Origin of the sequence: Pseudomonas sp. Hp2 (assembly GCF_006386585.1) — a bacterium.
GTDB classification, from domain to species: Bacteria; Pseudomonadota; Gammaproteobacteria; order Xanthomonadales; family Xanthomonadaceae; genus Pseudomonas_S; species Pseudomonas_S boreopolis.
In genome coordinates this window covers 823661-835743 of the sequence record NZ_VAHJ01000002.1, presented here as the reverse complement: position 1 = coordinate 835743, position 12083 = coordinate 823661, and the positions used below count along the sequence as shown (strand labels likewise).

Annotated in this window: 9 protein-coding genes and 2 pseudogenes; 6 read left to right on the top strand and 5 right to left on the bottom strand. The window is 69.4% G+C overall.

Annotated elements, in window-relative coordinates:
* Positions 1-11: 11 nt before the first annotated feature.
* The 6 genes from FD678_RS08955 (at position 12) to acnB (ending at position 6585) form a co-directional block, all read left to right on the top strand.
* The gene (locus FD678_RS08955; protein WP_140721586.1) at positions 12-845 is read left to right on the top strand and encodes an ABC transporter ATP-binding protein; all 834 of its coding nucleotides are present in this window, start codon (positions 12-14) and stop codon (positions 843-845) included.
* Positions 829-1605 carry an ABC transporter permease gene (locus FD678_RS08950; protein WP_140721583.1) on the top strand — a complete coding sequence of 259 codons (777 nt, stop codon included), beginning with the start codon at positions 829-831 and terminating at the stop codon, positions 1603-1605. Before FD678_RS08955 ends, FD678_RS08950 begins: the two co-directional genes overlap by 17 nt.
* A 113-nt stretch (positions 1606-1718) precedes the next feature.
* Positions 1719-3176 (top strand): OprO/OprP family phosphate-selective porin, encoded by a 1458-nt coding sequence (locus FD678_RS08945; protein ID WP_140721580.1) that lies wholly within the window; start codon positions 1719-1721, stop codon positions 3174-3176.
* A gap of 147 nt (positions 3177-3323) precedes the next feature.
* On the top strand, positions 3324-3548 hold the full coding sequence (locus tag FD678_RS08940; protein ID WP_140721576.1) for an AbrB/MazE/SpoVT family DNA-binding domain-containing protein: 225 nt from the start codon (positions 3324-3326) through the stop codon (positions 3546-3548).
* A 3-nt stretch (positions 3549-3551) separates the two neighbouring features.
* Positions 3552-3953, top strand: a complete 402-nt coding sequence (locus FD678_RS08935; RefSeq protein ID WP_140721571.1) for a type II toxin-antitoxin system VapC family toxin — start codon at positions 3552-3554, stop codon at positions 3951-3953.
* 40 nt (positions 3954-3993) lie between these two features.
* Entirely contained in the window at positions 3994-6585 is a 2592-nt protein-coding gene (gene acnB, locus FD678_RS08930; RefSeq protein ID WP_140721568.1) for a bifunctional aconitate hydratase 2/2-methylisocitrate dehydratase, read from the top strand.
* Positions 6586-6899: 314 nt separating this feature from the next.
* Here the strand turns inward: acnB and FD678_RS08925 are convergent, their stop codons facing one another.
* The 5 genes and pseudogenes from FD678_RS08925 to FD678_RS20855 all read right to left on the bottom strand — a co-directional run.
* Positions 6900-7970 (bottom strand): protein-glutamate methylesterase/protein-glutamine glutaminase, encoded by a 1071-nt coding sequence (locus tag FD678_RS08925; RefSeq protein ID WP_140721565.1) that lies wholly within the window; start codon positions 7968-7970, stop codon positions 6900-6902.
* Positions 7967-8563: a chemoreceptor glutamine deamidase CheD gene (gene cheD, locus FD678_RS08920; protein WP_140721562.1), complete on the bottom strand. Its 597-nt coding sequence runs from the start codon at positions 8561-8563 to the stop codon at positions 7967-7969. The genes FD678_RS08925 and cheD overlap by 4 nt, the downstream gene beginning before the upstream one ends.
* Positions 8560-9423 (bottom strand): CheR family methyltransferase, encoded by an 864-nt coding sequence (locus FD678_RS08915; protein ID WP_140721560.1) that lies wholly within the window; start codon positions 9421-9423, stop codon positions 8560-8562. The genes cheD and FD678_RS08915 overlap by 4 nt, the downstream gene beginning before the upstream one ends.
* Before the next feature lie 238 nt (positions 9424-9661).
* Positions 9662-10594: pseudogene (locus FD678_RS20860) on the bottom strand (methyl-accepting chemotaxis protein); the annotation flags it as partial.
* Between the two features lie 18 nt (positions 10595-10612).
* A pseudogene (locus tag FD678_RS20855) lies at positions 10613-12043 on the bottom strand (MCP four helix bundle domain-containing protein); the annotation flags it as partial.
* Between the last annotated feature and the right edge of the window lie 40 nt (positions 12044-12083).

The window sequence follows — 12083 nt, the reverse complement described above, 5'->3', positions numbered from 1 at the left end:
GGAGGAAACCCATGGCACTCAATGCCAACGTGCGGCGCCTCGACATCGCGCCGCCCACGGCCGCGGCGCAAGTCATGGTCGCCATCAACCGGGTGACGATGTCGTTCGGCAACTTCACCGCGGTGCGCGACGTGGACATCCAGGTCGGCGACGGCGAATTCCTGGCCGTGGTCGGCCCGACCGGGTGCGGCAAGAGCACCATCCTCAATGCCGTGGCCGGCCTGCTCAAGCCGGCGTCCGGCGACATCGCCATCGATGGCCGCCGGGTGCAGGGCGTGCAGGAGTCGGTGGGCTACCTGTTCCAGCAGGATGCGCTGCTGCCGTGGAAGACCGCGCTGCAGAACGTCGAGCTGGGCCTGCGCTTCCGGGGCGTGGCCCAGGCCGAGCGCGAGCAGCGGGCGAAGGCCTGGCTGGCCAAGGTCGGCCTGGCCGGCTTCGAGCACCGCTACCCGCACCAGCTCTCCGGCGGCCAGCGCAAGCGCGTGCAGATGGCGCAGGCGCTGATCGTCGAGCCGAAGGTGATCCTGATGGACGAGCCGTTCTCGGCGCTGGACATCCATACCCGCCACCTGATGCAGAACGAACTGCTGCGGCTGTGGCAGGAGGACCGGCGCTCGGTGATCCTGATCACCCACGACCTGGAGGAGGCGATCGCGCTGGGCGACCGCGTGGTGGTGCTGTCCGCCGGCCCGGCCAGCCGGGTGGTGCGCAGCTTCGAGGTGGACCTGGAAAGGCCGCGCAACGTCGCCGAGATCAAGCTCGACGACCGTTTCACCGATCTGTACCGCGACATCTGGGCCTGCCTGCGCGGCGAAGTGGAGAAGAGTTATGCACGCCAAGACTGACAAGTTCATCCAGGCCGCCCTGGTGGTGGCCATCTTCGGAGGGTGGCAGGCCGGCATCGCGCTGGGCTGGATCGATCCGTTCTTCTTCCCGGCGCCGCTGGACATCGTCCGGCAGATGTACGCGTGGCTGTCGGATACCTCGTTCTACCAGCACGTCTACATCACCCTGACCGAGACCGCGCTCGGCTACATCATCGGCACCGCGCTGGGCGTGGCCGGCGGCGTCTGGCTCGGCCTGAGCCGGCGCTCGGCGCGCATCCTCGACCCGTTCATCAAGGGCTTCAACGCGATCCCGCGCGTGGTGCTGGCGCCGATCTTCGTGCTGTGGCTCGGCCTGGGCCTGTGGTCCAAGGTCGCGCTGGCGGTGACGCTGGTGTTCTTCACCACCTTCTTCAATGCGATGCAGGGCGTGCGCGAGGTCAACCCGGTGGTGCTCGCCAACGCGCGCATCCTCGGCGCCAGCCGCGGCGACCTGCTGCGCCACGTGTACTTCCCCGCGGCGGCGAGCTGGATCCTGTCGTCGCTGCGCACCTCGGTGGGCTTCGCCGTGGTCGGCGCGATCATCGGCGAATACCTGGGCGCCTCGGCGGGCCTGGGCTACCTGATCGCACAGGCCGAAGGCAACTTCAATGCCGTGGGCGTGTTCGCCGGCATCATCATCCTGGCGGCCTTCGTGCTGGTCATCGACTGGGTGCTGGACCTGGTCGAGAACCGCCTCATCACCTGGCGCCCGAACAGCCAGGCCCAGGCGACCAGCTGAGCCTGGCATGAGCCGCGCCGCCGGGTGGTCCGGCGGCGCGGTCCCGTCCCGCACTTCCCGTACACCACCAGGGCCAGCGCCAGGCCAGGGAGCCGGCTGGCCGGAGAGAACCCATGAACCATCATCCCGTGCTGCCCAAGGCAGCGCTGACGGTCGCGCTCGGCCTGCTGCTGGGCAGCGCCCAGGCCGGCGCCCAGTCCATCGATTCCGGCAACGCCTCGCCTGTCGCGCCCTTGAGCCAGGCCGAACTGAGCGCCCTGGTCCGGCAGCAGGCGCAACAGATCCGGCAGCTCGAGGCGCGCCTGCGCGCACTGGAAGGCGGCTCGCCCGCGGCCGCGAGCGCCGCCCCGGCCGTTCCCGCCACGGATGCGCCCGCGCTCGGAGCGCGCGTGGCCGCGCTGGAATCCGGCCAGGCCAAGGCACCGAAGGTGTCGTGGTCCAAGGGCGCGCCGGAGTTCTCCAACGCCGATGGCTCGGCGACCTTCCGCCCGCGCGGCCGCCTGTTCGTCGACGGTTCCAGCACCAGTGGCTCGTCGGCCGGCGACCGCAACCTGTCCGGCACCGAGATCCGCTCGGTGCGCCTGGGCGCGGAAGGCCGCTACGGCATCCTCGGCTGGGCGGTGGAAGGCGATTTCGCCGACAACGAGGTGGCGTGGAAATCCGTCTACGCGACGGTGGACCATCGCGCGTTCGGGCTGCCGGCGGACCTGACCATCGGCAACCGCCTCAACGACCGCGGCATCGATGGCTCCAGCAGCACCTCCAACACGCCGTTCCAGGACCGCAACGTGGTCGGCACGCTGGTGCTGCCGCAGCGCGGCCTGTTCGGCGTCGGCCTGACCGAGCGCGTGTACGGCAAGGGCTGGCATGCCAGCCTGTCGGTGGCCGGCAACGACCTCAACAATGCGGGCAGCGACAACGACAGCCTGACCTGGGCCACGCGCGCGCACTGGAATCCGCTGGCGCGCCAGGACGCCGTCGCGCACCTGGGCGCGTGGGCGTTCCACGAGGAGATCGCGGCCGGCGCCAGCGGGGTGTTGCGCAGTTCGGCCATCGCCGGCCACTTCAACGACCTGGTGAAGATCGCCCCCGGCACGCTGGCGGGCGCCGAGCGCAGCACGGCCTACGGCCTGGAGGCGGCGGGCTTCTTCGGTCCCGCCTGGGCGACGGGCGAGTGGGGCACGCGCAACCTGCGCGGCGTGGGCACCGCCGGCCGCTACGACCTCGACCACCAGGCCTGGGCGGTCTCGGCCGGTTGGTTCCTGGGCGGCGCCGTGCCGGCCTATGCGGGCAAGACCGGTACCTGGGGCAGGGTCAAGGTGAACGACCCGGTCACCGCCGGCGGGCGCGGCGCCTGGGAGCTGAAGGCGCGATACGAGGACGTGGACTACGCCGAACTGCCGACCGGCGGTACCGGCCACGCCTGGACGGTGGGCGCGAACTGGTACCTGAACGACCTGAGCCGGATCATGCTGGACGTGGTCCGCTGGCAGACCGACAACCGCAGCGGCGCGGTACAGGGCCTGGACAAGGGCACCACGGTGAATACCCGGTTCCAGGTGGCGTTCTGACGGCCAGGCGTCGTCCCCGCTCGCGCGGGGACGACCGTTCTGGCCAGCCCCTGGCCATTCCGAGGGGGGGAGTGCCGGGCCTAGCCGGCACTATCGGTATGACGCCCCAGGTATGTATAATTCGTGCATACCGAAGAGGGCGTACCCATGGAAGCCACCGTTGCCGAACGCGGCCAGATCACCCTGCCGAAGGCGGTCCGCGACGCCTTGGGCCTGACCAAGGGCACCCAGCTCAAGGTCGAACTCGACGGCAGCCGCATCATCCTGCGCAAGAGCGTGGACGATGCCATTTCCCGTGCCCGCGGCAAGTTCGCGCTGGACGGTTTCGATTCCTCCGAGGCCGCCGTGCGCGCGGTCCGCGACGAGGAATAGCCCATGGCCATCGCCGTCGATTCCCCGGTCCTGATCGAACTGCTCAGCAACGGCCCGCAGGCCGATGCGGTGGAGGCCTGCCTGCGGCAGAGCCTGGTCGGCGGCCGCGTGGTGGTCTGCGGCACGACCCTCGCCGAACTGTGCGCCGCCTTGCAGGGCGGTGCCGAGGTGCTGGAGGCGCTGGAGGAAATGGGCGTCCATTTCAGCGCGCTGGAAGCCAAGTCGGCGTTGCGCGCCGGCGAGATGCATCGCCGCCATCGCCAGCGTCGCGGCGGCCGGCGCAGCCTGGACGGATTCATGGTGGGAGCCCACGCGCTGCTGCAGTGCGACGGCCTGATCACCTGGAACGACACGTTTTACCGCGACTACTTCAAGGGCCTGAAGCTGATCGTGCCGCAAGCCTGAGCCCACCCATCCCCATCCACCGCGTTACCTGGGAGTTGTCATGTTGGAAGCCTACCGCCACCACGTTGCAGAGCGCGCCGCGCTCGGCATCCCGCCGCTGCCGTTGAGCGCGCAGCAGACCGCCGAGGTCATCGAGCTGCTGAAGAACCCGCCGGCGGGCGAGGAGGAGTTCCTCGTCGAGCTGATCACCCACCGCGTGCCGGCCGGCGTCGACGATGCCGCCAAGGTGAAGGCCTCGTACCTGGCCGCGGTCGCCTTCGGCACCGAGAAGACGCCGCTGATCACGCCCCAGCGCGCCACCGAACTGCTGGGTACGATGCTGGGCGGCTACAACATCCACCCGCTGGTCGAATTGCTCGACCACGCCGAGCTGGGCCCGGTCGCGGCCGAGGGCCTGAAGCACACGCTGCTGATCTTCGATGCCTTCCACGACGTGCAGGAGAAGGCCGAGAAGGGCAACGCCAACGCGCAGGCCGTGCTGAAGAGCTGGGCCGAGGCCGAGTGGTTCACCAGCAAGCCGGAAGTGCCGCAGAGCCTGACCGTCACCGTGTTCAAGGTGCCGGGCGAGACCAACACCGACGACCTGTCGCCGGCGCCGGACGCGACCACCCGCCCGGACATCCCGATGCACGCGCTGGCGATGCTGAAGAACAAGCGCCCCGACGCGCCGTTCGTGCCGGAGGAAGACGGCAAGCGCGGCCCGATCGGCGAGATCCTCAAGCTCAAGGAGAAGGGCCACCTGGTCGCCTACGTCGGCGACGTGGTCGGTACCGGTTCCTCGCGCAAGTCGGCGACCAACAGCGTGCTGTGGTGGACCGGCGAGGACATCCCGTTCATCCCGAACAAGCGCTTCGGCGGCGTGTGCCTGGGCAGCAAGATCGCCCCGATCTTCTACAACACGATGGAAGACGCCGGCGCGCTGCCGATCGAGCTGGACGTGTCGAAGATGGAGCACGGCGACGTCATCGAGCTGCGCCCGTACGAAGGCAAAGCGCTGAAGAACGGCGAGGTGATCGCCGAGTTCCAGGTCAAGTCCGAGGTGCTGTTCGACGAAGTGCGCGCCGGCGGCCGCATCCCGCTGATCGTCGGCCGCGGCCTGACCGGCAAGGCGCGCGAAGCGCTGAAGCTGCCCCCGACCGACCTGTTCCGCCTGCCGGTGCAGCCGGCCGACACCGGCAAGGGCTTCTCGCTGGCGCAGAAGATGGTCGGCCGCGCCTGCGGGTTGCCGGAAGGCCAGGGCATGCGCCCGGGCACCTACTGCGAACCGAAGATGACCTCGGTGGGTTCGCAGGACACCACCGGCCCGATGACCCGCGACGAGCTCAAGGACCTGGCCTGCCTGGGCTTCTCGGCCGACCTGGTGATGCAGTCGTTCTGCCACACCGCGGCCTATCCCAAGCCGGTGGACGTGAAGACCCACCACACCCTGCCGGAGTTCATCTCCACCCGCGGCGGCATCTCGCTGCGCCCGGGCGACGGCGTGATCCACAGCTGGCTCAACCGCATGCTGCTGCCGGACACCGTCGGCACCGGCGGCGACTCGCACACCCGCTTCCCGATCGGCATCTCGTTCCCGGCCGGCTCGGGCCTGGTCGCCTTCGCCGCGGCCACCGGCGTGATGCCGCTGGACATGCCCGAGTCGGTGCTGGTGCGCTTCAAGGGCCAGATGCAGCCGGGCGTCACGCTGCGCGACCTGGTCAACGCGATCCCGCTGTACGCGATCAAGCAGGGCCTGCTGACCGTCGCCAAGCAGGGCAAGAAGAACATCTTCTCCGGCCGCATCCTCGAGATCGAGGGCCTGCCGGACCTGAAGGTGGAGCAGGCGTTCGAGCTGTCCGACGCCTCGGCCGAGCGCTCGGCCGCCGGCTGCACCGTGCGCCTGAACAAGGAGCCGATCATCGAGTACCTCAACAGCAACATCACGCTGTTGAAGTGGATGATCGCCGAGGGCTACCAGGATGCGCGTTCGCTGGCCCGCCGCATCAAGAAGATGGAAGAGTGGCTGGCCAACCCGCAGCTGCTCGAGCCGGATGCCGACGCCGAGTACGCCGCCGTCATCGAGATCGACCTGGCCGACATCCACGAGCCGATCGTGGCCTGCCCGAACGACCCGGACGACGTGAAGACCCTGTCCGAAGTGGCCGGCGCCAAGATCGACGAGGTGTTCATCGGTTCGTGCATGACCAACATCGGCCACTTCCGCGCCGCGGCCAAGCTGCTGGAAGGCAAGCGCGACATCCCGACCCGCCTGTGGGTCGCGCCGCCGACCAAGATGGACGCCTCGGAGCTGACCAAGGAAGGCCACTACGGCACCTTCGGCACCGCCGGCGCGCGCATGGAGATGCCGGGCTGCTCGCTGTGCATGGGCAACCAGGCGCAGGCGCGCGAGGGCGCGACGGTGTTCTCGACCTCGACCCGCAACTTCCCGAACCGCCTGGGCCGCAACACCAACGTGTACCTGGGTTCGGCCGAGCTGGCGGCGATCGCCTCGCGCCTGGGCAAGATCCCGACCAAGGAGGAGTACATGGCGGACATCGGCGTGATCAACAGCAAGGGCGCCGAGATCTACCGCTACATGAACTTCGACCAGATCCGGGACTACCAGGACGTGGCCGAGACCGTGGCGGCCTGATCCCCGGGTCCCAAGGCAAGCAGGAAGCCCGGCGAAAGCCGGGCTTCTTGTTCGTGCAGGGTGAAGCGACAGGAATGGCTCTTGTGGGAGCGGCTTTAGCCGCGATGGGGCTTTCCCGAAATTCGATTGCCACCGAATTTCAGCAACTTCCGCGCCGTCGTCCCCGCGCAGGCGGGGACGACGGTCGATGTCGATGCGACAACGGATACCGGACCCTGGGAAAGCCCCATCGCGGCTAAAGCCGCTCCCACAACAGCCGCTTCACAAGAAGCGCTCCCGCAAAAAGGCCGTTTCTGTGGCGATGCTTGCCCGCGCTACGCCGGCGGGTTGGCCAGCGCGACCAGACGCTCCGCCACGCGCTCCAATGGCACGACTTCCTGTGCCGCGCCGAGCTTGAACGCCGCGCCCGGCATGCCCCAGACCACGCTGCTGGCCTCGTCCTGGACCAGGGTCGACGCGCCGGCCTCGCGCATCTTCAGCAGGCCGCGGGCGCCGTCGTCGCCCATGCCGGTGAGGATCGCGCCGACCGCGTTCGGGCCGGCGTTGGCGGCGACCGACTGGAACAGCACGTCCACCGCTGGCTTGTGGCGATTGACCGGCACGCCGTCATCGATCCGCGCGCGCCAGCGGGCGCCGTCGCGCACGACGCGCAGGTGCTTGCCGCCCGGCGGCAGGTAGGCATGGCCGGGCAGGATGGCCTCGCCGTCGGCGGCCTCGCGCACCGACATCGCCGAATGGCGGTCCAGGCGTTCGGCGAAGGCCGTGCTGAAGCTGGCCGGCAGGTGCTGGGTCAGCACGACGGCCGGGGCGTCGGCCGGCATGCCTTCGAGCACGATGCGCAGCGCCTCGGTGCCGCCGGCGGAGGCGCCGATGGCGATCAGGCGCTCGGTGGTACGAAAGCGCATCGAGCGCGCCGCGCCGGGCACCGGCGCTTCCGGCACGGGCCGGACCAGGGGCGGGCGGGCGATCGCGCGCACCCGGGCCTTGGCCGCGTTCTTGACCTTGGCGACGATCTCGGCGGCGTAGTCCTCCAGGCCGCGGGCGACGTCGAGCTTGGGCTTGGAGACGAAGTCCACCGCGCCCAGCGCCAGCGCCTGCAAGGTCGCATCGGCGCCGCGTTCGGTCAGCGACGAGATCATCACCACCGGCGTCGGGCGCAGCCGCATCAGGTTCTCGAGGAAGGCCAGCCCGTCCATGCGCGGCATCTCGATGTCGAGGGTGAGCACGTCCGGGGCGAAGCGCTTGATCTTCTCGCGCGCGACATAGGGGTCGGTGGCCGAGCCGACCACCTCGATGCCCGGGTCGCGGGACAGGATCTCGGTCAGGAGCTGCCGCACGACCGCCGAGTCGTCGACGATCAGCACGCGTACGGGAGCTTCGATCATTCGAACAGCTCCACGCCGCCGGTGACCGGGGCCTTGGACAGGCGTGCGCGCACGGCGGATTCGGCCGCGGCGACCTCGGCCTCGTGGGCGTGCGGCAGGCGCTGCACGACCACGCGCCCGGTGGCCGGGAAGAACCAGATCTTGCGCGGGTGGATGCCCATCAGGTCCTCGGCGAGGATCGGGATGTGCTCGGCCTGCAGGTACTGGCGCACGAATTCGGCGTTGCGCGTGCCGACCGGGTTGCTGGTGAATCCCTTGAGCACGTTGGCGCCGCCGAACACCTTGGCCTCCAGGCGCTTGCGGTGCGCGCCGCGCTTGAGCAGGTCGTTGATCAGCAGTTCCATCGCGTAGCTGCCGTAGCGCGCGGGCGCGCCGTCGCCGACCTGCCCCTCCGGCAGCAGGAAGTGGTTCATGCCGCCGATCTTCAGCACCGGGTCGCGCAGGCAGGCGGCCACGCACGAGCCGAGGATGGTGGTCAGCGCGGTGTCGTCGTCGACCACCAGGTACTGGGTGGGCAGCAACTTGGCGGCGACGGTCTGGAACCGGGTGTCGTGGTAGCGCATCACCTCGTCGATCTTCGGCAGGCTGCTCATGCCGGCGCCCCGTTGCGCGGCGCCCGGCGGTAGAGGGTGCGCCCGCAGGGTTGGATCAGGTCGGACGCGTGCAGGTAGTTCTCCGAGTGGCCGGTGTAGAGCAGGCCGTCGTCGCCGAGGTGCGTGACCAGCCGCGACAGGATGGCGCGCTGGGTGGGCTTGTCGAAATAGATCATCACGTTGCGGCAGAACAGGGCGGCGAACGGGCCGCCGGCGTCGTAGCGCGGCGCCAGCAGGTTGAGCTGGCGGAACTCGACCAGTTGGCGCAGCGCCGGCACCACCCGGCACTTGCCCTCGTTCGGGCCGGTGCCGCGCTGGAAGTACTTGCGCTTGACCGCGATGTCCAGCGAGGCGATGCGTTCGAGCGGATAGATGCCGCGCGAGGCGGTTTCCAGCACCTGCGTGTCCACGTCGGTGGCCAGGATCCTGACCGGCGGCGCCAAGGTGCCGAAGGCCTCGCAGGCGGTGATCGCGATCGAGTAGGGTTCCTCGCCGGTGGACGCCGCGCACGACCAGAGCTTGAGCGGGGCTTGTCCGGCACGCCGGCGCAGTTCCTCGTGCAGCTTGTCGAAGTGGTGGGGTTCGCGGAAGAACGAGGTGAGGTTGGTGGTCAGCGCATTGGTGAAGGATTGCCACTCCTCGTCGCCCTCGCCGCTGGCTTCCAGGCGATCCAGGTAGTCGCGGAACGAACGCAGCCCGAGCGCGCGCAAGCGCCGCGACAGCCGGCCATAGACCATGTCGCGCTTGGCCGGCGCCAGGGCGATCCCGGCGCGCTGGTGGATCAGGTCGCAGACGCGGCGGAAGTCGCGGTCGGCGAACTCGAATTCCCGGGAATCTGCGGTGGCATCGGCAGGCGTCATTGGGCGGAAGGTCGGGGGACTATGGCGATATCGGTCGGCGTGCCGGACGCCTGAAGGTCGAAGGGGCCGAAAAGGAGAACGCCGGGGAGGGACTCCAGTCCCGGCGCCGTGCCGGCACTGCCTGGCGGGACTGAAGTTCCTCCCGCTAGAGAAGCTTCTTCCGCACGACCCGTGCCGCGGCGGCATCAAAAAAAGGCCCCGGGCGGACCCGGGGCGATCGGAACAGCGAAACGGTGGATCAGAATTCCTGCCAGTCGCCATCCGCCAGCACCGGCTCGCTCTCGCTCTTGAGCGGACGCGAGGCGCGCACCGGCCGGGCCGGCGCGGCCGCCGGCGCCGCCTTGGCGGTCCTGGCGACGGTGCGCGGCGGTGCGCTGGCGGCCTGCACCGCCGCGGGCAGGTCGTCGAGCTTGAAGACGGCCACGGCCTCGGCGAGCTGCGCGGCCTGTTCCTCCATGGCACGGGCGGCGGCGGTGGCTTCCTCGACCAGGGCGGCGTTCTGCTGGGTGGTCTCGTCCATCTGGGTGATGGTCTGGTTGACCTGCTCGATGCCGCTGCTCTGTTCCTGCGAGGCGGCGGAGATCTCGGCCATGATGTCGGTGACGCGCTGCACGCTGGCGACGATCTCGCCCATGGTGGCGCCGGCCTTGTGCACGAGCGCCGAGCCGTCGGCGACCTTGCCGACCGAGTCGTCGATCAGGCCCTTGATCTCCTTGGCGGCGTTGGCCGAACGCTGGGCGAGGGTGCGCACTTCGCTGGCGACCACGGCGAAGCCGCGGCCCTGCTCGCCAGCGCGCGCGGCCTCGACGGCGGCGTTGAGGGCGAGGATGTTGGTCTGGAAGGCGATGCCGTCGATGACCGAGATGATCTCGGCGATCTTCTTGGAGGAACGCTCGATCTCGCCCATCGTGGAGACGACCTGGCTGACGACCTGGCCGCCGTCGCGGGCGACGCCGGCGGCGCCCTGCGCGAGCTGGTTGGCCTGGCGGGCGTGCTCGGCGTTCTGCTTGACGGTGGAGGTGAGCTCTTCCATCGAGGCGGCGGTTTCCTCGAGGTTGGCGGCCTGCTGCTCGGTGCGGCGGGAGAGGTCGTTGTTGCCGGAGGCGATCTCGACGGCAGCGGTGTTGATCGCCTGCGAGGACTGCTTGATGCGCCCGACGATGTCGGCCAGCTGCTCGGCGGTGGCATTGGCGTCGTCGCGCATGCGGGCGAACACGCCCTGGAAATCGCCGTGCATGCGGGCCGTCAGGTCGCCGCGCGACAATGCCGAGAGCAGGCCGGAGATCTGTTCGATGCTGGACGAATTGGCTTCCAGCAGGCTGTTGAGCTGCTGGGCCAACTGCAGGAAGAACCCCTCCTTGCCGTCCTGGGAGACGCGCCCGCCGAGGTCGCCGGCGGCCGCGGCGCGGACGATGCGCGCCACTTCCTCCTCGACGCCGACCTCGACGGTGCGATCGCGCCATTCGCAGACGTTGCCGCTGAGGTTGCCGTCGGTATCGCGGATGAGCGTGATGGTCTGGGCGATCACCGCCTCGCCGAAGCGTTCCTCGACCTGGGCGCTGCCGTCCTTCTCGAGCTTGCCGGCGACCGCGCGCAGGGCCGCTTCGGACAGGCCGAGATAGGCGACGGGGCGGCCGATCACGTCGTTGCCGTCGAAGTCCGGCGAGACCGTGCGCAGGCTCTCCTGGTGCAGCGCCGCGGTCCTGCGGAACGATTCGTTGGCGTAGATGACGATGCGGTCGCGGTCGGTGATGAAGGTCGGGGTCGAGGAGCTGTCCAGCGCGGTGCGGATGCGCAGGTTCTCGCTGGCGATGGCCTGGTCGCGCTCGATGCGCTCCTTCAGGTCGCGCTGCATGCGCTGCATGGCGCGCATCAGGTCGCCGACCTCGTCCGCGCGCGAAACGTCGATATGGCCGTCCAGTTTGCCGCCGGCCACGTCGTTGGCCACGGCGACCGCGCCGCGCACGGTCTTGACCAGGGCATTGGCGAAGAACCACGCCAGCACCAGGCCGCCCGCGATGCCGGCCGCGATCATCACCCCGGTCAACGTCACGGAGGTCGCGTGCACGTCCTCGGCCTGCTCCTTGGCGGCCTGGGCGAGCTTGTTGTCCTCGGCGATCAGCGCGGCCAGCGAGTCCTGGGCCTTCCGGTGCAGCATGCGGGTTTCGCCGACGAACGTGTCGACCGCATCGTCGGGCAGGTTCAGCTGGATCATCTCCTCGACGCTGGCATAGGAGGCGCTGGCCTTCTTCCAGTCGGCGACGAAGGCGTCGAACAGCTTCTTCTGCTCGGGCGTCTCGATCAGCCGGGGATAGGCCTTGATCGCGGCGTCGATCTGCCCGTGCAGCTGGATGGCGCGTTGCTTGGCTTCCTCCTTCACCGAGTCGCTGGCGCGGACCAGGCCCTGGTAGGCGGAGTTGCGATACTCGCCGATCATGCCGCGCAGTTCGCCGGCCTCGCGCACGCTGGACATGGTGTTGCCGGCCAGCTGCTTGCTGGCGCGGTTGAGGGACGACAGACCGGTGAAGGCGATGATGCCCTGGATCAGCATGAGCGTCAGGACGACGCCGAAGGCCAGCAGCAGCTTCGGCTTCAGTTTGAGATTGATGATCCACTGCATGAACGCTGTTCCTTGTTGGGATGCTGCAGGCGGCAGCTGC

Coding starts and splice junctions, on each gene's coding strand:
- FD678_RS08955 (WP_140721586.1), top strand. CDS start 12: ATGGCACTCAATGCCAACGTGCGGCGCCTCGACATCGCGCCGCCCACG.
- FD678_RS08950 (WP_140721583.1), top strand. CDS start 829: ATGCACGCCAAGACTGACAAGTTCATCCAGGCCGCCCTGGTGGTGGCC.
- FD678_RS08945 (WP_140721580.1), top strand. CDS start 1,719: ATGAACCATCATCCCGTGCTGCCCAAGGCAGCGCTGACGGTCGCGCTC.
- FD678_RS08940 (WP_140721576.1), top strand. CDS start 3,324: ATGGAAGCCACCGTTGCCGAACGCGGCCAGATCACCCTGCCGAAGGCG.
- FD678_RS08935 (WP_140721571.1), top strand. CDS start 3,552: ATGGCCATCGCCGTCGATTCCCCGGTCCTGATCGAACTGCTCAGCAAC.
- acnB (WP_140721568.1), top strand. CDS start 3,994: ATGTTGGAAGCCTACCGCCACCACGTTGCAGAGCGCGCCGCGCTCGGC.
- FD678_RS08925 (WP_140721565.1), bottom strand. CDS start 7,970: ATGATCGAAGCTCCCGTACGCGTGCTGATCGTCGACGACTCGGCGGTC.
- cheD (WP_140721562.1), bottom strand. CDS start 8,563: ATGAGCAGCCTGCCGAAGATCGACGAGGTGATGCGCTACCACGACACC.
- FD678_RS08915 (WP_140721560.1), bottom strand. CDS start 9,423: ATGACGCCTGCCGATGCCACCGCAGATTCCCGGGAATTCGAGTTCGCC.